The sequence below is a fragment of the Rhodococcus sp. G6(2025) genome (genome assembly GCF_058628105.1).
On the sequence record NZ_CP179750.1, the window covers coordinates 5,627,945 to 5,647,607 of the forward strand.

Consider the following 19,663-nt stretch of genomic DNA (forward strand, 5'->3'; position numbering starts at 1 on the left):
GTGGCACTCGAACATGCGCTCCTCGTCTCCCTCACCGAGCACTCCGGCTCGGGCTACGAATTGGCGCGCCGGTTCGACAAATCCATCGGCTTCTTCCAGAGCGCCACCCACCAGCAGATCTACCGCGTCCTCAAACGCATGGACGAGTCCGGATGGGTCGACGCCGAGGTCGTGGCGCAGGACAGCAGACCCGACAAGAAGGTGTACCGGGTCAGCGCGGCCGGGCGCGCGGAACTCGAGCGCTGGATCGCCGAACCGACCGAGCCCAACCACCTGCGCAACGAGCTGGCAGTGAAGATCCGCGCCGCTCAGCACGGTGACATCGCCGCACTCACGGCCGAGGTCGCTCGCCACCGCGACGGCCACGCCGCCCGGCTCGAGGTCTACCGCATGATCGAAAAACGTGACTTTCCCGCACCGGACCAGCTCTCCGGGGCAGCCCTGCACCAGTACCTCGTCCTGCGCGGCGGAATCCGCGTCGAAGAGGGATTCGCCGACTGGTGCCAAGAAGTACTCGACGCGCTCGCACAGTAAGGACACGCCGCCAATGACCCAGTTCCCGCAGCTCCTCGCTCCCCTCGACCTCGGTTTCACGACGCTGAAGAACCGGGTGATCATGGGTTCCATCCACACCGGGCTCGAAGATCGCGCCAAGGACATTCCCCGTCTGGCCGAGTACTTCGCCGAGCGCGCCCGCGGAGGTGTCGCGCTGATCGTCACCGGCGGCTACGCGCCCAACCGGACGGGCTGGCTGCTGCCGTTCGGCGCCAAGCTCACCCACCGAGTCGAGGCCCGCAGGCACCGCGCGATCACGAAGGCGGTGCACGACGAGGGCGGCAAGATCGCCCTGCAGATCCTGCACGCCGGCCGGTACAGCTACCAGCCCTTCAGCGTCTCCGCCTCGTCGATCAAGGCCCCGATCAACCCGTTCCGGCCCCGCAAACTCACGGGCCGCGGCGTGCGCTGGCAGATCCGCAACTTCGTCCGCTGCGCCCGGCTCGCGCAGCAGGCGAACTACGACGGCGTCGAGATCATGGGCGGCGAGGGCTACTTCATCAACCAGTTCCTGTGCGAGCGCACCAACAAGCGCACCGACGAGTGGGGCGGCACTCCCGAGAACCGCAGGCGGATGGCCGTCGAGATCGTCCGCCGCACTCGCAAGGCGGTGGGCCCCAACTTCATCATCATCTTCCGCCTGTCGATGGCCGACCTCGTCGAGGGCGGTCAGACGTGGGACGAGATCGTCGCGCTGGCACAGGAAGTGGAGGCCGCGGGCGCGACCATCATCAACACCGACATCGGCTGGCACGAATCCCGTGTTCCGACGATCGTGACGTCGGTGCCGCGGGCCGCGTTCGCCGACATCACCGGCAAGCTCGAGAAGCACGTGAGCATCCCCGTGGCCGCGTCGAACCGGATCAACATGCCGGAGGTCGCCGAGGAAATCCTGACCCGCGGTGACGCGCAGCTCATCTCGATGGCGCGCCCGATGCTCGCCGATCCCGACTGGGTGCGCAAAGCCGAAGCGGGCACCCCCGACGAGATCAACACGTGCATCGCGTGCAACCAGGCCTGCCTCGACCACGCCTTCGTCCGCAAGCACGTGTCGTGCCTGCTGAATCCCCGTGCAGGCCGGGAGACGGAACTGACACTCTCCCCCACCCGGGCCGCGAAGCGTGTCGCCGTCGTCGGCGCCGGACCCGCGGGCCTGTCGGCAGCACTGGGCCTGGCACAGCGCGGCCACTCGGTGACCCTGTTCGAGGCGGATTCGGAGATCGGCGGACAGTTCGGCATCGCCCGCAAGATCCCCGGCAAGGAGGAGTTCGCGGAGACGATCCGGTACTACAACCGCCAGCTTCCGCTCGCCGGTGTCGACGTCCGGCTCGACAGCCGTGTCAACGCGACCGAGCTGGTCGGCGAGTACGACGAGGTGATCGTCGCGACCGGGGTGACGCCGCGGGTTCCGTCCATTCCGGGTATCGACCACCCGAAGGTGCTCACGTATCCGGAGGTCGTGCGGGGCGGCAAGGCCGTCGGGCAGTCGGTCGCGGTGATCGGGGCCGGTGGGATCGGCGTCGACGTCAGCGAGTTCCTCACCCACGAGCACTCGCCGACGCTCGACCTGAAGGAGTGGAAGCAGGAGTGGGGTGTCACCGAACCCGAAGCGGCGGCGGGCGCCCTCACCACACCCATTCCCGAACCGTCGCCGCGCGAGGTGTACCTGCTGCAGCGCAAGAGCGGCCGGATCGGCGCCGGACTCGCGAAGACCACGGGCTGGGTTCACCGGGCAGCGCTGAAGAACAAGGGCGTGCAGGAACTGTCCGGGGTCAACTACGAGCGCATCGACGACGACGGCCTGCACATCACGTTCGGCGCCAAACGCGAGAGGCCCCGCACCCTCGCCGTCGACAACGTCGTGATCTGCGCAGGTCAGGAATCGGTGCGTGACCTCGTCGACGAACTGACCGTCGCCGGCGTCACCACCCACGTCATCGGCGGCGCCGACGTCGCAGCCGAACTCGACGCCAAACGCGCGATCGAGCAGGGCACCCGGCTCGCCGCGCGCATCTGACGCACTACGCTGCTGACCGTGAGCTTGCCGAACCCCACCCCCAGTGCCCGCGCCGTCGTGACCGGCGCCTCGTCCGGAATCGGCGAGGCGCTGGCCACCGACCTGGCCTCCCGGGGCCACTCCCTGATCCTCGTCGCGCGCCGCGGCGAGGTGATGGATTCACTCGCTGCGGCCCTGCGTGACAAGCACGGCGTCGAGGTCGACGTGCGCGCGTGCGATCTGTCGGATCGCGACGCGCGGGCCACCCTCGTCACCGAACTGTCCGGACGTGAGATCAGCGTCCTGTGCAACAACGCGGGCATCGCCACGTTCGGCCCGGTCGCCGGACTCGATCCCGCGTACGAGCGGGCCCAGGTGGAACTCAACGCCGTTGCGGTGCACGACCTCACCCTCGCGGTGTTGCCCGGGATGCTCGAACGCAAGTCCGGCGCCATCCTCATGGTCGGCTCCGCGGCAGGCAACATGCCCATCCCCCACAACGCCACCTACGCGGCCAGCAAGGCGTTCGTCAACACCTTCTCCGAGTCGCTGCGCGGCGAACTCAAGGGAACGGGAGTGAACGTCACGCTGCTCGCACCCGGCCCGGTCCGCACCGAGGAGCCCGATCCGGCGGACGCGTCGATCGTGGACAAGTTGGTGCCCGACTTCCTGTGGATCTCCAGCGAATACACCGCCAAGGTGTCACTCGATGGTCTGGCCGACAACAAGATGCGCGTCGTGCCCGGCATCATCAGCAAGGCGATGTCCGTTGCCGGGCAGTACAGCCCGCGCGCGGTGGTCGCCCCGATCGTCGGAACGTTCTACAAGAAGCTGGGCGGATGACCCCCGGGTGAATGTACCGGTCACCCCTGCCGAGGCGCTGAAAGGTACATTCGCCCAGCGTTTCTAGCGCCTGCGACGTTTGCCCGTCCCGAAGATGCTGCGGGAGATCTCGCGGCCGGCGGCCGACGCGGCCGAGCGGAGGAAGCTCTTCACCGCGGAGTTCCCGAGAATCTGTTCGGCCATGTTCGGACCCTCCCGCTGTGCGGGCGGCGGGGGCGGCAGGTCGGGAAGCGGGGGCAGGTCGAGGCCCGGTTCCGTGGCCGGTGCCCCGGCGACCTTGGCCGTCAGCTTCTCGTACGCCGATTCGCGGTCGACGGTCTGCCGGTACTTCGCCGACAGCGGACTCGACGACGCCGCGGCGGTGATCGCGTCGTTGCCGATGGTGTCCATCAGCGAGCGGGGAGGCCGAATCCTCGTCCACGCCACCGGCGTCGGTGCCCCCCGTTCCGACAGGACCGTGACGATCGCCTCACCGATGCCCAGTGAGGTGAGAGCCTTCTCGAGGTCGTAGTTCTCGGTGGTCGGGTACGTCCGTACCGTTTTCGTGAGCGCCTTCTGATCGTCGGGAGTGAAAGCGCGCAGCGCGTGCTGGATCCGCGCGCCGAGCTGTGACAACACCGCATTCGGGACGTCCGTCGGCAACTGGGTGCAGAAGAAGACCCCCACACCCTTCGAGCGGATGAGCTTCACGGTCTGTTCCACCTGCTGCAGGAACGCCTTCGACGCGTCCGCGAAGAGCAGGTGCGCCTCGTCGAAGATGAAGACGAGTTTGGGTTTGTCGAGATCGCCTTCCTCGGGCAACGTCTGGAACAGATCGGCCAGCACCCACATCAGGAAGGTGGAGAACAATGCCGGGCGCGCGGCCTGGGCGCCCAACTCGAACAACGTGATCACGCCCCTGCCGTCGATCACCCGGAGCAGGTCCTCGGTCTCGAGCTCGGGCTCCCCGAAGAACGTGTCGCCGCCGTCGGCTTCGAGATTGACGAGGGCCCTGAGGATCACACCCGCCGTGGCCGGGGACACGCCGCCGATCCCCTTCAGATCGGCCCTGCCCTCGTCGCTGGTGAGATGCGCGATGACCGATCGCAGATCCAACAGGTCGAGCAGCGCAAGCCCCTGAACGTCGGCCCAATGGAAGATCAGCCCCAGCGTGGACTCCTGAGTCTCGTTGAGCCCGAGAACCTTGGCGAGCAGGATCGGCCCGAACGCCGTGATGGTCGCGCGGACGGGAATCCCCAAGCCTTCCGTTCCCAGCGAGAGGAATTCGACCGGGGATCCCGCCGGCCGCCACTCGTCGTCACCCGTCTCGGACGCTCGGGCGGTGATCTTGTCGCCCGCCTCACCCGGCTGCGACAGGCCCGACAGGTCGCCCTTCACGTCGGCCATCACCACGGGAACCCCTGCAGCCGACAACTGCTCGGCAATACCCTGCAGCGTCTTCGTCTTTCCCGTCCCGGTGGCGCCGGCGACGAGTCCGTGCCGGTTGACCGTCGCGAGCGGGATACGCACCCGGGCCGCCGGATCCACGGCGCCGTCGAGCACCACCGTTCCCAGCTCCAGAGCCGCACCCTCCGAGGAGTATCCGGCCGCGATGTCCGCGGCGGCACCGGAGGAGGCGGCGACGTCTGCGGGAGCACGGTTCTCCGCGGCCTCCGCGTCCCGGGCTTCCTGCTCCGCCGCCTCTGCCGCTGCCGCAGCCTCCGCCGCGATCCTGGCCGCTTCGGCGGCCGCCGCCCTCGCCGCCGCCGCCCTTTCCGCCGGGGTCGAGGTCGCGTCGCCGTCCTGCGATTGCTGGGTCATCCAAGCCCTCCTCGAATCACGCACGTCGGGAGAAAGTGTCCACCGCAGACCTTATCCCGTCACTCACGTGACTACTGTGTTCCTGGTGCAGGACAAACTTGTGTGGATCGACTGTGAAATGACCGGGCTCCGGCTCGGCACCGACAAGCTGATCGAGATCGCAGCTCTGGTCACGGACAGCGAGCTGAACGTGCTCGGTGAGGGTGTCGACATCGTCATCCACGCCGACGACGACGCGCTCGCGGCCATGCCCGACGTGGTGACCAAGATGCACGAGAACTCGGGGCTGACCGACGAGGTCCGGAAGTCCACGGTCACGCTCGCCGAGGCCGAGCAGCAGGTGCTCGCCTACATCCGCGAGCACGTGCCGGTCGCCGGGACGGCGCCGCTCGCAGGCAACTCGATCGCGACCGACCGCGGATTCATCGCCCGCGACATGCCGGACCTCGACACCTACCTGCACTACCGGATGATCGACGTCAGCTCCATCAAGGAACTGTCCCGGCGCTGGTACCCGCGGATCTACTTCGGTCAGCCCGAAAAGGGTCTCGCCCACCGCGCCCTGGCCGACATCAAGGAGTCGATCCGGGAACTGAAGTACTACCGGAAGACGGCGTTCGTGCCCGAGCCCGGACCGTCTACCAGCGACATCGCCGCAGTTGTCGAGGAACTCGGGCCCGCCTGAGATACCGATTGGCTTCTCGGGCACCGGACGCGCTAGTATCTTCCTCGCCGAAGTTACTGCCCCCGGGCGGTGCCTGAAGCACATGGTGAGTGTAGTTCAGTTGGTAGAGCACCAGGTTGTGATCCTGGCTGTCGCGGGTTCGAGTCCCGTCACTCACCCCACACGGAAAGCCCCCGGCCTCGGCCGGGGGCTTTCCTCTTTGCGATTGGTCTGACGCCCGCCGTCAGGCGTTGGCGTTGCCCGCCTTCCAGACATCCCACGGGATGTTCCAGTCGCCGAGGCCGTCCGTGCCCGACAGCGTGCCGCCCAGCGTATTCTTGACGATCACGATGTCGCCGCGCTTCGTGTTGTCGTACACCCACTTCGCGTTGGACGGGCTCAGGTTCAGGCAGCCGTGGCTCGCGTTCGAGTACCCCTGCTGCCCCACCGACCACGGCGCCGAGTGGAAGAAGATGCCGCTGTAGGACATTCGCGTCGCCCAATCGACGGGCGTCTTGTATCCCTGCGGGGAGTTGACCGGCACACCGTAGGTGGACGAGTCCATGACGAGGTTCGCGAACCGGTCGCCGATGATGTACACGCCGTTGTCGGTGGGTGTGTCGTCCTTACCCATCGACGTGGGCATCGTCATGATCACTTCGCCGTTGCGCTCGAACGTCACCTGCTTGGTGTTGTCGTCCGCCGTCGCGACCAGGGCGTCGCCGATGGTGAACGCCGTGTGGACGTCCTCCTGGCCGAACAGTCCGTCACCGAGATCACGGCCGTACACGGCGACCTTGACGTCCACGGCGGTGCCGGGGGCCCAGTAGCTCTGCGGACGCCACCGCACCTCACGGTTGTTCACCCAGTAGAACGCGCCCTCGACGGGTGGATTCGTCGTGACGGTGATGCCGGCCTCCGCGGCCTTGCGGTCGGGGATGTTCTCGTCGAACTGGACCGCGATCGGCTGACCGATGCCCACCACGTCACCCTCCGACGGCATCACGTACGGCTTGGTGACGTTGCCGGGCGCGCTGGTCGTGAACGCCGACGTCGAGGTGGTGCCGCCGCCGAGTCCGTTCGCCTTCACCTCGAGCCGGTACTCCTTGTCGTAGCCCAGCGGCTCCGTGTTGACCCAGGACAACCCGTCGGGGGCGATGGCGCCGTCGACCGGCTCGCCCTCCGGGTTGAGCATGGTGACCGCCGCCAGCGTGCCGTCGGCCACCGTCACCGTCACCGGCTGTCCGGGCGAGAATCCCACCGCACCATCGACGGCCGACGCCGTCAGCTTCGGCTTGATGAGTTCGGTGACCGGATTGGAATCGATCGGCGCCTCACCTTCCGACGTGACGCTGTCGGCACCGGAGACGGTGCACCCTGCGATCGACACTGCGAATACGAGTGATGCCGCCACAATCGTCACCGTCTTCGAGACGGATCTCACCGATTGCGCACGCACGCGCCCGCCACGCCCCACACCCATGGATAACCCCACTTCACGTCCTCGCTCCGAATTCACGTTCAAGCCGGCACGTCCCTCGCCTTCGCAAGACGAATCAGCACGTCGAGACCGTGTGGTCTCCAATGATGCCAGCCACTGGAGACCGGTTCCAACCAAGCGCCGAGCCGCTCAATAACGTTCGAATATCAATCGTGACCAGCGGCGCTGTTGTTACGCGCCACCGTCCGGATCGGGTCGCCACGGGCGGTCGCCACCAGGCGATTTGCATTCCCGAGAAGCGACCCGCTAATGTTCTGTCTCGCAAGAGCGAGCGCCTATAGCTCAGTTGGTAGAGCAAGTGACTCTTAATCACTGGGTCCGGGGTTCGAGTCCCTGTGGGCGCACTTGCACGAAGGCCCCCATCCTCTCACGAGGATGGGGGCCTTTCTCGTGTCACGATCTCACCGCACCGAGTGGGCGGTCGGATGACGAACGGGCCGCCGGAACGTGAAGTCACTGCGAACTTCACATCCGACGGCCCGTCAGTGACGAGGGTCGTTCAGCGCAACGCTTTGCGGAGCACCAGGAGCCCTGCCACCGCACCCACGGCGATCAGTCCGTACTTGACCGCCGGCTCGTTCAGCTTCGCGATCAGCGTCCGCTTCGTGTTCTCCATGAGACGCTTCGGGTTGGTGCGGACCGTCAATTCGTCGAGAGTGCTCGCGAGCTGATTACGCGCGTTCTCGATCTCACGCTCGATGCTCTCGGTGTCCCTGGGCACGTGTCCTCCAACTTGTTCGACTGGTTCGATCAGCGAGAGCGACGCTACCGCGACGATCCCACACTTGCGTCAACCGTAGACGAGAACACGCGACCAGCGACTCTGTCTCCCCCGATCGCGCCGCGGCCCACGGTCAGACCTTCCCGGTAGCCTGACTTCTCGTGACCGACAACAACAGACTCGCCCCCGGAGACACCGCACCCGCCTTCACGCTGCCCGACGCCGACGGCAACGACGTGTCGCTCGCCGACTACCGCGGCCGCAAGGTCGTCGTGTACTTCTACCCGGCGGCGAGCACGCCGGGCTGCACCAAACAGGCCTGCGACTTCCGCGACAACCTCGCCGACCTGAACGGCGCAGGCCTCGACGTGATCGGCATCTCACCCGACAAGCCGGCGAAGCTGGCCAAGTTCCGTGACAACGAGGAACTGACGTTCCCTCTGCTGTCCGATCCCGACAAGGCCACGCTCGAGGCGTGGGGCGCGTTCGGCGAGAAGAAGATGTACGGCAAGACCGTGCAGGGTGTCATCCGCTCCACGTTCCTCGTCGACGAGGACGGGAAGATCGAAGTGGCCCAGTACAACGTCCGCGCCACCGGCCACGTCGCGAAACTGCGGCGGGACCTGTCCGTCTGATCGACGCGACGGGCGGCTGCATGTTGTCGGCCGTCCGTCACCGGCGTTGTGGTGGGTCGGTAACGCAGCGGTCGGCAACTTGTGGGCGATCACATCGTTCACACCGAAACGGCGCGAGCAGTCTCCTCGCCCAGGTGAAACCCGACGCGTCACCGGGAGGGATCTTCGGAATCCGGACGAAAGACGGATAGCCTGGGGCGGTGGAGTCTTCAGTCAGCAAGCAAGCGCCGCGCCGAGTGGACCCGGCGTTGGAGCTGCAGTCGGACCCGCAGGAACTCCTGCCCCGCAGACGTCCGACCCAGGAACGTAGTCGCCGGAAGTTCGACGCGCTGCTCACGGCATCGCGGGAGTTGCTGGTGGACGTGGGATTCGAATCGTTCACGTGCGAGGAGGTCGCCGCACGCGCGGACGTCCCGATCGGCACCCTCTACCAGTTCTTCGCGAACAAGTACGTGATCGTCTGCGAACTCAACCGGCAGGACCTCGTCGGCGTCCAGCACGAGATCGCCCAGTTCAACGGTGAGGTCCCGTCCCTCGACTGGCTGCGGTTCCTCAATTCCTTCGTCGACCACATGGCTGGCCTGTGGACATCCGACCCGTCGAGGCGCGAGGTGTGGCTGGCGATGCAGTCGACGCCCTCGACCCGCGCCACCGGCGCCATCCACGAGAAGGCGTTCGCGGAGCAGGTGTCACGGATGCTCGCGCCCCTCACCCCGCGGACGTCGCGGGAGCGGCGGACGATGATGGCCGAGGTGCTCGTCCACGTCGTGTACTCGATGCTCAACTTCTCCGTGCAGGACAATCAGAGCCACGCGGACGCCGTCGCCGAACTCAAACGGCTGATGGTGGCATACCTGCTGGTCGCCGAGAAGGAATCGCGCTCCACCTAGCCGCTACGCGCCTGTGCGCCCTTCCGGTTGCCGGAGCTACCAGAAAGGCGCACGGGCGCCGGAGGCGCCTACAGGGACTCGATGACGGCGAACGCGCCTGCCATGTCTCCGTCGTGTGTGAGGGAGATGTGAATCCTCACGTCGGTCAGATGCTTGGCGACGTCCCCGCGTAAGCGGATACTCGGCCGTCCCCACGCATCCGTCACCACCTCGATCAGGTGGTGGATCATCTCGGGCAGCACCGGCGGGCTGGCGAAGAGAGACGTGGACCAGGCCTTGATCACTGCCTCCTTCGCAGCCCACCGGGCGGCGAAATGTCTAGCCGGATCGGAGCTCCGGGTCACGGCGTCCCGACGCTCGCCCGGTGTGAAGTTGTCGAGCATTGCCGTCCCTGGCCGGTCCAGCTGCTCGGCGAACTCCGACACCGTCACGAGATCGAAGCCGATCCCCAGAACTCCCATCCGTCGTTCCTACTTGCAGCCGGGCAGACCCGAGCTGTACACGTCGTCCGCTCCGAGGCGCGCGGCCTCGGTGAGCAGGACGTCCGCCTCGAGCTGACGGGACGCTGCGGCCGGGACGCTGTCGCCGCCGAAGCGACGATCCGCCGGACGCTCGTACAGGCTGCCGCCACCGACCATGGCCTTCGCCAGACGACGCTGACCCTCGACGGTGCGCTTGCGTGCCTGCTCGAGGTACGCCTCACGCTTGTCGGCCGGGATGGCCTCGACGAACGCCTGCGAGTGCACGACCGCGACCATGCCGGACACGTGCCCGAAGCCGAGGCTGGTCAGCAGACCGGCCTTCAGCGGGAACTGCTCGCCGAAGCGGAGCGGCTCCCGAGCCCACACGAGGTGTTCGAACTCGGCCATCTTCTCGTCGACGCAGTCGAGGCTGCGGTTCGGCGGCACGATGCCCTGGTCCAGCACCTGGCAGAGACCGATCAGCTGGAATGCTGCGGCACCACCCTTGGCGTGTCCGGTGAGGCTCTTCTGCGAGACCACGAACAGCGGCGCACCTTCGCTGCGGCCGAGTGCCCCGGCGAGGCGCTCGTGCAGCTCCGCCTCGTTGGGATCGTTGGCCGCGGTGGACGTGTCGTGCTTGGAGATCACCGAGATGTCGTCGGCACTGACACCGAGCTTGCCGAGGGACTGGGCGAGCTGCGAATCCGCTCCCCCACGTCCCGCGCCGAGCGCACCGATTCCGGGAGCCGGGATCGACGTGTGGACACCGTCCGCGAACGAGCCGGCGTAGGCGACCACACCGAGGACGGGCAGGCCCATCTCCAGTGCCAGGTCACCGCGGGCCAGCAGGATCGTGCCACCACCCTGCGACTCGACGAACCCGCCGCGACGACGGTCGTTGGCCCGGGAGAATCGACGGTCGTCGATGCCCTTGGCCCGCATGTCGTCGGTCTTGGCCGTGGCGGACATGTCACCGAATCCGATGATGCCCTCCGCGCTGAGGTCGTCGAACCCGCCGGCGACCACGAGCTGGGCCTTGCCGAGCTTGATCTTGTCGACGCCCTCTTCGACGGACACCGCGGCCGTGGCGCACGCCGCAACCGGGTGGACCATGGCGCCGTAACCGCCGACGTAGGACTGGACCACGTGCGCCGCAATCACATTCGGCAGGGCTTCCTGCAGGATGTCGTTCGGCCGGTTCTCGCCGAGCAGCGTGTCGATGTACAGCGACCTCATGGAGGTCATGCCGCCCATGCCGGTGCCCTGGGTGTTGGCGACCAGCGAGGGGTGCACCCACCGCAGCAGTTCGCTGGGCGTGAATCCACCGGTGAGGAACGCGTCCACCGTGGCGACGATGTTCCACAGGCCCACGCGGTCGACGGAGTCGGCCATGTCGGCGGGGATGCCCCACTTGGTGACGTCGAATCCGGTCGGGATCTGACCACCCACGCTGCGCGTGAGCTTCATCTTGCGGGGGACGCGGATCTCGGTGCCCGCACGGCGGGTGACCTGCCAGTCACCGCTGTCCGGAACCGGCGTCGCGACCGTGTTCTCCGGGTCGGCCTCGACGAAGGCCAGTGCTTCCGCCTCGGTGCTGACCACGAAGCTCAGGTCCTTGTCGAGGAAGACCGACGTGAGGAGCGGTGCGGTGTTCTCGACCATCGCGCCGTCGTCCGCGTAGCGGCGGATGCCGCAGCGCTCGACGACTGCGTCGTGGTACTTGTCCGCGATCTCGGCCTCCGGAACCAGTTCCCCGGTCTCGGCGTCGTACCAGCCTGCGGACGGCGTGGTCTCCCACACGACGAGTCCGGTGTTCCAGGCGAGTTCGAGAACGCCTGCCGCCGAAAGCTCTTCGTCGACCTCCATCTCGAAGCGGGTACGCGAGGAACCGAACGGTCCGAGCTCACCGGCGCCGACGATGACGACGAGGTCTTCCGGAGCCGCCGTGACGCCGGCCCAAGCCGGTGCCACCGACTCGGAGACCCGCGGCGGGGCGGGCAGAGCCGCGATGGTGTCGAGCTCGTCCGCATCCGCGTCGGCCTCGGCAGCAGCGGTCGCAGCTTCCTGAGCCTGCTTCGCCAGCGCGGGCAGGTCCAGGTTCGCCTGGGCGAGCCCACCGGTCAGATCGGCCGCGAGCGGCTCGGTGGAGGCGAGGCGACGTGCCTCGGGCTCGCACCACTGCAGCAGCTCGGTGGCCATTTCCAGGGTGGACCAGGTACGGACTCCGGCACCTTCGACGGCCTCGACCAGCGGGTCGTTGCCGCCCATGAGGCCGGTTCCGCGGACCCAGCCGATGAGAGCGTGCACCAGGGTGACGCGCTCGGCCCAGTTGCGCTCGGCCTTCCAGCGGCCGACCACAGCGTCCAGCGCGGCCTTGGCCTCGCCGTACGCACCGTCGCCACCGAACAGGCCGCGGTTCGGGGAACCGGGCAGGACGACGTGCAGGTGGGTGTCGACGTCACGGTCGTAACCGATCTTCGACAGTCCGCCGATCAGACGCTCCACCGACCACAGGAGAACGCGCATCTCCATTTCGGCGCGGGCGCCGGCGTCGGCGAGGTCGCCTGCCACGCGGGGCGCGGCGAACGGGAACAGCAGCGTCGGGGTGACCGCTTCCTTGACGAGCTTCTTCGATCCACCGGCCGTCTCGTACTGGGCTTCACCGATCCACTCGATGAGCGCGTCGATGTCCGTGTAGGACGCCATGTTCGCGGGGACCACCCACAGGGCGGCACCGGCGCGAGCATTGCGGCGGTAGAGGTCGCGGTAGAAGCCGAGACGCTTGTCGTCGAGACGCGAGGTGGTCACGAAGACCGTCGCGCCGCCGGCGAGGAGCTTGCCTGCGACCGAGGCCGCGATGGAACCCTTGCTGGCACCGGTGACGACGGCGACCTGGTCTGCCCATTCCGGGGTCTCGTCGGTGACGACGACTGCCGCCTCCGCGATGCGTCCGTACTTCTCGGCCAGAGCCGTGCGACCCTCGTCGGTTGCGCGGGCCTGCCACCATGCGGCCTGCGCCGCAACGGACTTGCCTGCACCGGCGAACCCTTCGATCTCGAGAGACTCCACGCCTGCCGCGTCGATCCACAGACGAGCCAGATCCTCACGTGCGCTGGCCCAGCGGTCGTCGAGCAGCACCGCCCGCTTGGCGTCGAACGCGGGAGCGACCAGTCGCGGCCAGTCGGAACCGAGTTCCGCCGACACGAGGTCGACGAGTTCGGTGTCGGTCGGCTGCGCTGCCGTCGCCGTGTCGCCTGCGAAGCCGAGCTGCTCGAGCACGAGGCGGGCGGCCGAGGCCAGCACGCCGTCGCGGCCCGTGATGTGCTCGGTGAACTCGCCCAGCGCCGCGGCGTCGACGGTGCCACCGGCTCCGCCACCCGAGGACGGGAGGGAGACGCTGATCCCACGGCGCGAGGCCACTGCGGCCACTGCGCTGTCGATGACGGCGTCCACTGCGGCGCCGTCGGCGAGACCGCCGCCGGCCAGGCCACCGAGGTCACCACCACGGATGCTGGAACCGTCGCGGGTTCCGAGCGCCACCTCGGCGGTGACGTGGTACGCCCAGCCGTCGCCGAGTTCCCAGACCTTCTTCACGCGGTCTGCGATGGCCGCCGGACGACGACCCGAGGGGCCGAAGACCTTGCGGAGGTGATCGTTGATCGAGTCGGACAGCACCGGGCCGAACGGCTTGTACGTACGGGCCAGGGAGTCGACCGTGCCGGCGAGCGAACCCATGTCGGCGTCCGCCGCACCGTCGATCGCGCCGAGCGAGAGCTCGGAGCCGAGGTCGACGAGCAGCTGGTTACGCCGTGAGGACACGCCGTCGCACAGCGCCTCGATCGTGTCGACGGGGCCGACCTGATCGGGACGGAGCTTGGTCCACAGGCTGATCAGGACCTTGGTGGCGTCTGCGGCCTTGAACGCGATGTCGTCGGGACGCGGTCCACCGGACGGTGCAGCGGCCGGGGCCGGAGCCGCGGCGGGTGCGGCCGATGCGGCGGGCGCCTCGGCTGCGGGTGCTGCGGGCTCGTCGTCCTCGACCGGCGCCGGATCGACGTCGGTGGAGTACACGTTGGACGCTTCACGCTCGATGTTGAGGACCTCGACCGGGTAGCCGAAGCGGCCCGGCAGCTTCAGGGTCTGCGATGCGAGGTTCGCGACGGTCGGGACGGAGCCCAGACCGATCTCCACGAACCGCTCGACACCCAGTCCACCCTCGGACTCGTCGGCGAACAGCAGGTCCTGAGTCTCGATCCAGCGCACCGGGCTGGCGAACTGCCAGGCCAGGAGCTCGGTGAGGACCACGCGGGTGAGCTGAACCGGCTTCTTCGCCCAGGAGTCGAAGTCCTTCAGCACCTTGTCGAGGGGCTTCGACGGCACCAGGTCGGCGATCTCCTGCACGAACTCCTTCTTCAGGGAGAACGGCTTGGGGACCAGGTTCGGGATGTAGCGCCCGATCAGGATGGCCGGGTCGATGTCCTGCGGAAGCAGTTCCTCGAGACGTCCACGGAAGTCGTCGACGCCGCCACGCAGCACCGTCGAGTGGAACGGGACGTCGATGCCCGGGACCATGATGTACGCGCGCTTGCCACCGAAAGCCTCACGGCGGATGTCGATTTCGACCTCCAGCGCGTTGAGTCCGGCGACCGTACCGGCGATGGCGTACTGCGAGCCACGCAGGTTCAGGTTCACGATCTGCAGGAACTCACCGGTCGCCTCGGCGACACCGGCGACGAACGCCTCGACGTCGTCGTCGGCCAGACCGATCTGCGACGGGCGGATGGCAGCCATCCGGTAGTCGGAACGGCCGGCCTCGTCGCGGGGAACGAGTGCGTGCATCGCGGAGCCACGCTGGAAGACCACCTCGAGAACAGCTTCGAGAGGCAGCACACCGGCGACGGCGGCGAGAGCGTTGTACTCACCGACCGAGTGGCCTGCGAGCAGGGCGCCCTCGACGAAGGCACCGGATTCGCGGAGCTCGGCGACCTGAGCCACACCGAGCGTCGCCATCGCGACCTGGGTGAACTGGGTCAGGTGCAGGACACCGTCCGGGTGCTTGTGCTCGACACCACGGGCCTTGACGACCGTCGGGTTGTCGCGGACCACGGCGAGGATCGAGAAGCCGAGGGCCTTGCGGGTGTGCTTGTCGGCGCGGTCCCAGATCTCACGGGCGGCCTTGGAGCGGGCGCGGGCGTCGAGGCCCATGCCGGGACGCTGGATGCCCTGTCCGGGGAACGCGTAGACGGTCTTCGGGGCGGCGGTGCGACCCGTTGCGACCATCACCAGTTCACCGTCGATGCGGCAGCCGACCTCGACGATCTCGGCGCCCCGGTCCACGGCGATGCGGTCGACGCGGACGTCGATCTCGGCGCCCGGGCGAACCATGCCCAGGAAGCGTGCGGTCCAGGCGGTGAGACGACGCGGCGGCGTCTTGGTCTCGGCCGGATCCACGGCGGTGACGACCTGCTGGGCGGCGGCGGAGAGCCACATGCCGTGCACGATCGGGCTGCCGAGGCCGGCGAGCAGTGCCGCGTTGTCGGAGGTGTGGATCGGGTTGTGGTCGCCCGACACCTGGGCGAAGGAGCCCATGTTGCGGGGAGCGACGATCGTGGTGTCGCGGCGACGACGACGCGGGGTGTCGACGGCCTCGTCACTCAGCGAGCCACCGGCGCGGGCCGGGTCGGACAGTTCGCCCTTGCCGGTGCGGCCGCGGATCGCGAAGCGCTCCGACAGGGTGACGACGGCAGGCGCGTCCAGGCCCTCGCCGAGCATGGCGCCGACCTCGACCTTGACCTCGACGACGCGGCCCAGGTCGGTGTCGAGAACCGAGGCGACCTCGGCCTTGACGACGAGAATGCTGGTCTCCGAAGGCAGTTCGCCGACGAAATCGACGCTGTGGTCCAGGTGGACCAGGTCGAGCATGCCTTCGATGACGGACAGCGAGTCTTCGGTCTTGGCAGCACCGAGCACGGCGAACACGGCCGGCCAGCAAGCGCCGACGACCACGTCCGGGACGGCCTTGCCGCTGACGCTCAGCGTCGTGGGCAGACCCGAGCCGGTGACACCGGCGTGGTCGGCGACCAGGTCGGGCGTCCAGGCGAGGTTGAGGCGTGCGACACCGTTCTTGACGGCGGGCAGTTCCTGACCGGCCGCGACCGCGAGGAGTGCGGTCATCGACTTCTCGGCGTCGGCCTCGGTGACCACGGGAGCGCCACCGTCCGCGACGGACGCGGGGACGGTGATGGTGATCTGGACGGACTTGGCTGCCACCAGCGGGACGGTGAGGAGCACCTGCTGGTCGTCGACGACGGACAGCTCGGCACCGGTGGTCTCGTGCACCGCGAGGGTGTCGGACTCGATCGACCACTTGTCGAGGTCACCGAGCCGGCGAACCGGGTTCAGCGTCAGGCGCGAGGCCCACTGGATGTCGGGAGCCGACAGCACGGTGTCGAGGAGGCCGCGGGCAATGTCCGCGTGACGGCGTGCGGGCAGCGACAGCGGCGCGACACCGGCGGTGACCAGCTCGTCGTACGTGGCCTTCTCGAAGCGGTCCAGCAGCTCGCCGACAGGCTCGTCGGCGCGCGTGATGCCGGCGACGGCGACGGTGCCGGGGATGACGCAAACCTGGTCGGCCGTGTAGCGAGGATCGTGCGCCTGCCACAGCGAGTCGGAACGCCACCAGCGGCGGACGTCACCGTCGACGACGGGCACGAAGTTGACCGGCTTGCCGGGGGTCTTGCACAGCGAGACGAAGAAGGAGACGTCCGCGGGGTGCAGAACCGTGGTGGCGTAGTCGGGGTACTGCGCCTGCAGGGCGCAGACGGCCGCCTCGGGACGCTCGAGAATCGCGTCGTCGGCGAACAGGGTGGGGATGGGGCCACGGTCGACCGGGTGCAGACGCGACTCGGTGCGCTGCAGCATCTCACCGAAGCGCGCACGCCAGGTGATGTCGAGCCACGGGCTCTCGGTGGCCTCGGTGATGGCGTCCTGGAGGTCGGTGCCGCAGTCGAATGCCTTCGCCGCGTCGATGCCGACGGCCAGCTCGAGGTAGCGGCGCAGCCACTGCTCGTACGTCATGGTCGCGACGTCGCCGAAGTACGGCTTCGCCGTGATGTTCAGTGCCTCGATGATCTCGTCGCGACGCTCGGCGACGGCGTCGGCGTCACCGGCGACCTCGTCGAGCAGACGGCCGGTGCGGGACGCGGCGTTGTCGATCTCGTGGATGTCGGCGCCGAGCTGGCTGCGGCCGGAGGCCATGCCGCCCTCGGCGGTGCCTGCTCCGACCCAGTCCGGAGTACCGGGGGTGTCGACGAGGAGCTGCTTCACCTCGGCAGAGGTGGTGGCCTCGAGGGTGGCCATGGCGGCGGTGCCGACCAGGATGCCGTCCAGCGGCATGGCCGGGAAGCCGTGTGCAACGGACCAGCGGCCGGTCAGGTAGTCGGCAGCCCGCTCGGGCGTGCCGATGCCGCCACCGACGCACAGGACCAGGTTCGGCCGGGTGCGCAGCTCGGCGTAGGTGTCGAGGAGGAGGTCGTCCAGGTCTTCCCACGAGTGGTGGCCACCGGCGCGGCCGCCCTCGATGTGGGCGATGACGGGGAACGAGGGAACCTCGTTGGCGATGCGGATGACCGAGCGGATCTGCGCGACCGTGCCCGGCTTGAACGCGACGTAGCTGAAGCCGGCGTCGGTGAGGTCTCCGATGATCGAGACGGCGTCCTCGAGCTCGGGGATACCGGCGGTGACGACGACACCGTCGAACGGGGCACCCGCGGCACGGGCCTTCGGCACGAGGCGCTTGCCACCGACGTGGAGCTTCCACAGGTAGGGGTCGAGGAACATCGAGTTGAACTGCACGGCGCGGCCCGGCTCGAGCAGCCCGGTGAGCTTCTCGACGTTGTCGGCGAAGATCTGCTCGGTGACCTGGCCACCGCCGGCGAGCTCGGCCCAGTGGCCTGCGTTGGCTGCTGCGGCGACGATCTTCGGGTCGACCGTGGTCGGGGTCATGCCGGCGAGCAGGATCGGCGAACGACCGGTCAGCTTCGTGAACGCGGTCTCGACGCCGATGCGGCCGCCCGGCAGCGACACCGGCTTCGGGAGGAACTCGGTCCACGCGGCGGGAACCTCGGGGGTTGCGCCGGGGGTGAGGAGGTTGCGGTGACCGCCACGGGTCGCGGCGGCAACGATGCCGACGCCCTGGCCGCGGACACTGGCCGACGTCATGCGGGTGAGGAGGTCACCGGGTCCGAGGTCGAGGATCCACGCGGCACCGGCTTCGAGGGTGCTGTCGACGGCGGCGACCCAGTCGACGGGATCGACGAGGCAGGCGCTCGTGAGAGCGCGGGCCTTCTCCTCGTCGAGACCGCAGCGCACGGCCCACTGGCCGACGATGTCGATCGTCTCCGCGAGTGCGGGGTGGTGGAAGCCGATCTCGACCGCGAGGGGCTCGAAGACGGGCGCGAAGATGGAGCCGCCACGCTTCTTGGCGTCGCGCTCACGGGCCTCGTCGGCCTCGATCTGCTCGCACCGCTGCTGAACGCGTGCCAGCTGGGCGGGCGGGCCGGACAGTACGACGCGGCGACGGGCGTTACGGATGCCGAGGACGGCTGCGCGCTCGGGCTCGAGGCCTTCGGCGAGCTCCTCGACGATCTGACGGAGTCGTTCCGGGTCGACGTTGGAGACAGCGAGCATCGGGGTGGAGTCGGCGGCGGCGATCACTCCGCGACGACGGCCGACGAGGCCGGCAGCCGCACCGATGAGCTGAGCGAGGGCGAGGAGTTCGCCGTCCTTCTGACCCGAGGAGGCAACGGCCTCCGCGGCGAGGAGTCCCTGGGAGTGGCCGATCACCGACACGGGAGCCGTAACCGCGGGATCGAGGCCCTGAGCTGCCAGCGCACGCAGCGCTGCGATCTGGGTGAGGAAGACGCCGGGGAGAGACACCGCCGCCGAGGTGAGCGCTGCCGCGGAGGGTCCGGCCGCCTGGGCGCCGTCCTCTTCGTCGGCGAGTTCCTGCTCGAGGATCCAGGCGATGGGGTCGAATCCGACCGGGCGCACGACGAGGAGTTCCTGCGCCACGGGGGCCAGGTGGTCGGCCGCGTCGTTGACGATGGTGGTGAGTGCCGGCTCGAGTCCGTTGTCGCGGCTCAGTTCCTCCAGCGAGCTCAGCCAGGGCGCGCCCTGACCACCGAAGGCGAGCGCGTACGGCTCACCTCCGAGCAGACGATCCACGAGGGTGCCCTTGCTCGACGACCGAGTGTCGTCCCGGTCTACGCCGATGCGCCGCGAACCCTTCGAGTTTTTTCCGTTTCCTGCGGGTGTCGTGTCGTCAATCGTCACGCGTATGTCCTCTCCTGGTCCCCTCTAGGGGGAGGTGGGGATAGTGTCTGCCGCCCTCGGCATCGTGTGCCAGCTGTATCGGCTCTGATCAGCTCTTCCGGGCTGTTCAAGGTTGACACAGAATCATGAGGATTTCCTCACGTTCAAATGCCGCCGGGGTGTCACAGGCGTGCATCGGAGAAATATCGCGTGATGTCTCTCACAGCCCTCCCGTGAAGTGACCGGTGAGTAGATCGCGTCCGTGCTGGACGAGGGCGGTGCGAG

11 protein-coding genes and 2 tRNA genes are annotated in these 19,663 nt (G+C 68.2%); 8 read left to right on the forward strand and 5 right to left on the reverse strand.

Annotated features, from left to right (window positions below):
• Genes ACLIVD_RS25970 through cmrA form a run of 3 tightly spaced genes read left to right on the forward strand, consistent with a single transcriptional unit; the run spans window position 1 to window position 3,394 of the window.
• Window positions 1–534, forward strand: coding sequence for a PadR family transcriptional regulator (locus ACLIVD_RS25970; protein WP_280784716.1), 534 nt, complete (start codon window positions 1–3; stop codon window positions 532–534).
• 13 nt (window positions 535–547) lie between these two features.
• Window positions 548–2,572 (forward strand): FAD-dependent oxidoreductase, encoded by a 2,025-nt coding sequence (locus tag ACLIVD_RS25975; RefSeq protein ID WP_491930853.1) that lies wholly within the window; start codon window positions 548–550, stop codon window positions 2,570–2,572.
• Between the two features lie 18 nt (window positions 2,573–2,590).
• Window positions 2,591–3,394 carry a mycolate reductase gene (cmrA, locus tag ACLIVD_RS25980; RefSeq protein WP_283353790.1) on the forward strand — a complete coding sequence of 268 codons (804 nt, stop codon included), beginning with the start codon at window positions 2,591–2,593 and terminating at the stop codon, window positions 3,392–3,394.
• Window positions 3,395–3,457: 63 nt separating this feature from the next.
• Here the strand turns inward: cmrA and ACLIVD_RS25985 are convergent, their stop codons facing one another.
• The gene (locus ACLIVD_RS25985) at window positions 3,458–5,194 is read right to left on the reverse strand and encodes a helicase HerA-like domain-containing protein (RefSeq protein WP_283333554.1); all 1,737 of its coding nucleotides are present in this window, start codon (window positions 5,192–5,194) and stop codon (window positions 3,458–3,460) included.
• Between the two features lie 85 nt (window positions 5,195–5,279).
• On the opposite strand from ACLIVD_RS25985, the gene orn reads away from it, so the two are divergent.
• Both orn and ACLIVD_RS25995 read left to right on the forward strand, forming a co-directional pair.
• Window positions 5,280–5,879, forward strand: a complete 600-nt coding sequence (gene orn, locus ACLIVD_RS25990; protein WP_005570251.1) for an oligoribonuclease — start codon at window positions 5,280–5,282, stop codon at window positions 5,877–5,879.
• An 85-nt stretch (window positions 5,880–5,964) separates the two neighbouring features.
• Window positions 5,965–6,040 (forward strand) — tRNA-His (locus ACLIVD_RS25995).
• 62 nt (window positions 6,041–6,102) lie between these two features.
• On the opposite strand, the gene ACLIVD_RS26000 is transcribed toward ACLIVD_RS25995, so the two are convergent.
• Window positions 6,103–7,341 carry a L,D-transpeptidase gene (locus ACLIVD_RS26000; RefSeq protein WP_283333553.1) on the reverse strand — a complete coding sequence of 413 codons (1,239 nt, stop codon included), beginning with the start codon at window positions 7,339–7,341 and terminating at the stop codon, window positions 6,103–6,105.
• Between the two features lie 289 nt (window positions 7,342–7,630).
• On the opposite strand from ACLIVD_RS26000, the gene ACLIVD_RS26005 reads away from it, so the two are divergent.
• Window positions 7,631–7,703: transfer RNA gene (locus tag ACLIVD_RS26005), tRNA-Lys, on the forward strand.
• Between the two features lie 155 nt (window positions 7,704–7,858).
• On the opposite strand, the gene ACLIVD_RS26010 is transcribed toward ACLIVD_RS26005, so the two are convergent.
• Window positions 7,859–8,080, reverse strand: coding sequence for a DUF3618 domain-containing protein (locus ACLIVD_RS26010; protein ID WP_005248277.1), 222 nt, complete (start codon window positions 8,078–8,080; stop codon window positions 7,859–7,861).
• 161 nt (window positions 8,081–8,241) lie between these two features.
• Here ACLIVD_RS26010 and bcp point away from each other — a divergent pair, with 161 nt between their 5' ends.
• Together bcp and ACLIVD_RS26020 are read left to right on the forward strand one after the other, a co-directional pair.
• Complete coding sequence (gene bcp / locus ACLIVD_RS26015) at window positions 8,242–8,715, forward strand: thioredoxin-dependent thiol peroxidase (protein WP_007296587.1); 474 nt, start codon at window positions 8,242–8,244, stop codon at window positions 8,713–8,715.
• Between the two features lie 200 nt (window positions 8,716–8,915).
• Window positions 8,916–9,605, forward strand: a complete 690-nt coding sequence (locus ACLIVD_RS26020; protein ID WP_011594442.1) for a TetR family transcriptional regulator — start codon at window positions 8,916–8,918, stop codon at window positions 9,603–9,605.
• Window positions 9,606–9,673: 68 nt separating this feature from the next.
• On the opposite strand, the gene acpS is transcribed toward ACLIVD_RS26020, so the two are convergent.
• Window positions 9,674–10,066: a holo-ACP synthase AcpS gene (gene acpS / locus ACLIVD_RS26025; protein ID WP_037236411.1), complete on the reverse strand. Its 393-nt coding sequence runs from the start codon at window positions 10,064–10,066 to the stop codon at window positions 9,674–9,676.
• Between the two features lie 9 nt (window positions 10,067–10,075).
• Window positions 10,076–19,399: a fatty acid synthase subunit beta domain-containing protein gene (locus ACLIVD_RS26030; RefSeq protein ID WP_491930854.1), complete on the reverse strand. Its 9,324-nt coding sequence runs from the start codon at window positions 19,397–19,399 to the stop codon at window positions 10,076–10,078.
• Window positions 19,400–19,663 lie beyond the last annotated feature (264 nt).

Bases quoted from the DNA above. Each gene is read 5' to 3' on its own strand.
- ACLIVD_RS25975 (WP_491930853.1), top strand. From the start codon at position 548: ATGACCCAGTTCCCGCAGCTCCTCGCTCCCCTCGACCTCGGTTTCACG.
- ACLIVD_RS25985 (WP_283333554.1), bottom strand. From the start codon at position 5,194: ATGACCCAGCAATCGCAGGACGGCGACGCGACCTCGACCCCGGCGGAA.
- ACLIVD_RS26000 (WP_283333553.1), bottom strand. From the start codon at position 7,341: ATGGGTGTGGGGCGTGGCGGGCGCGTGCGTGCGCAATCGGTGAGATCC.
- acpS (WP_037236411.1), bottom strand. From the start codon at position 10,066: ATGGGAGTTCTGGGGATCGGCTTCGATCTCGTGACGGTGTCGGAGTTC.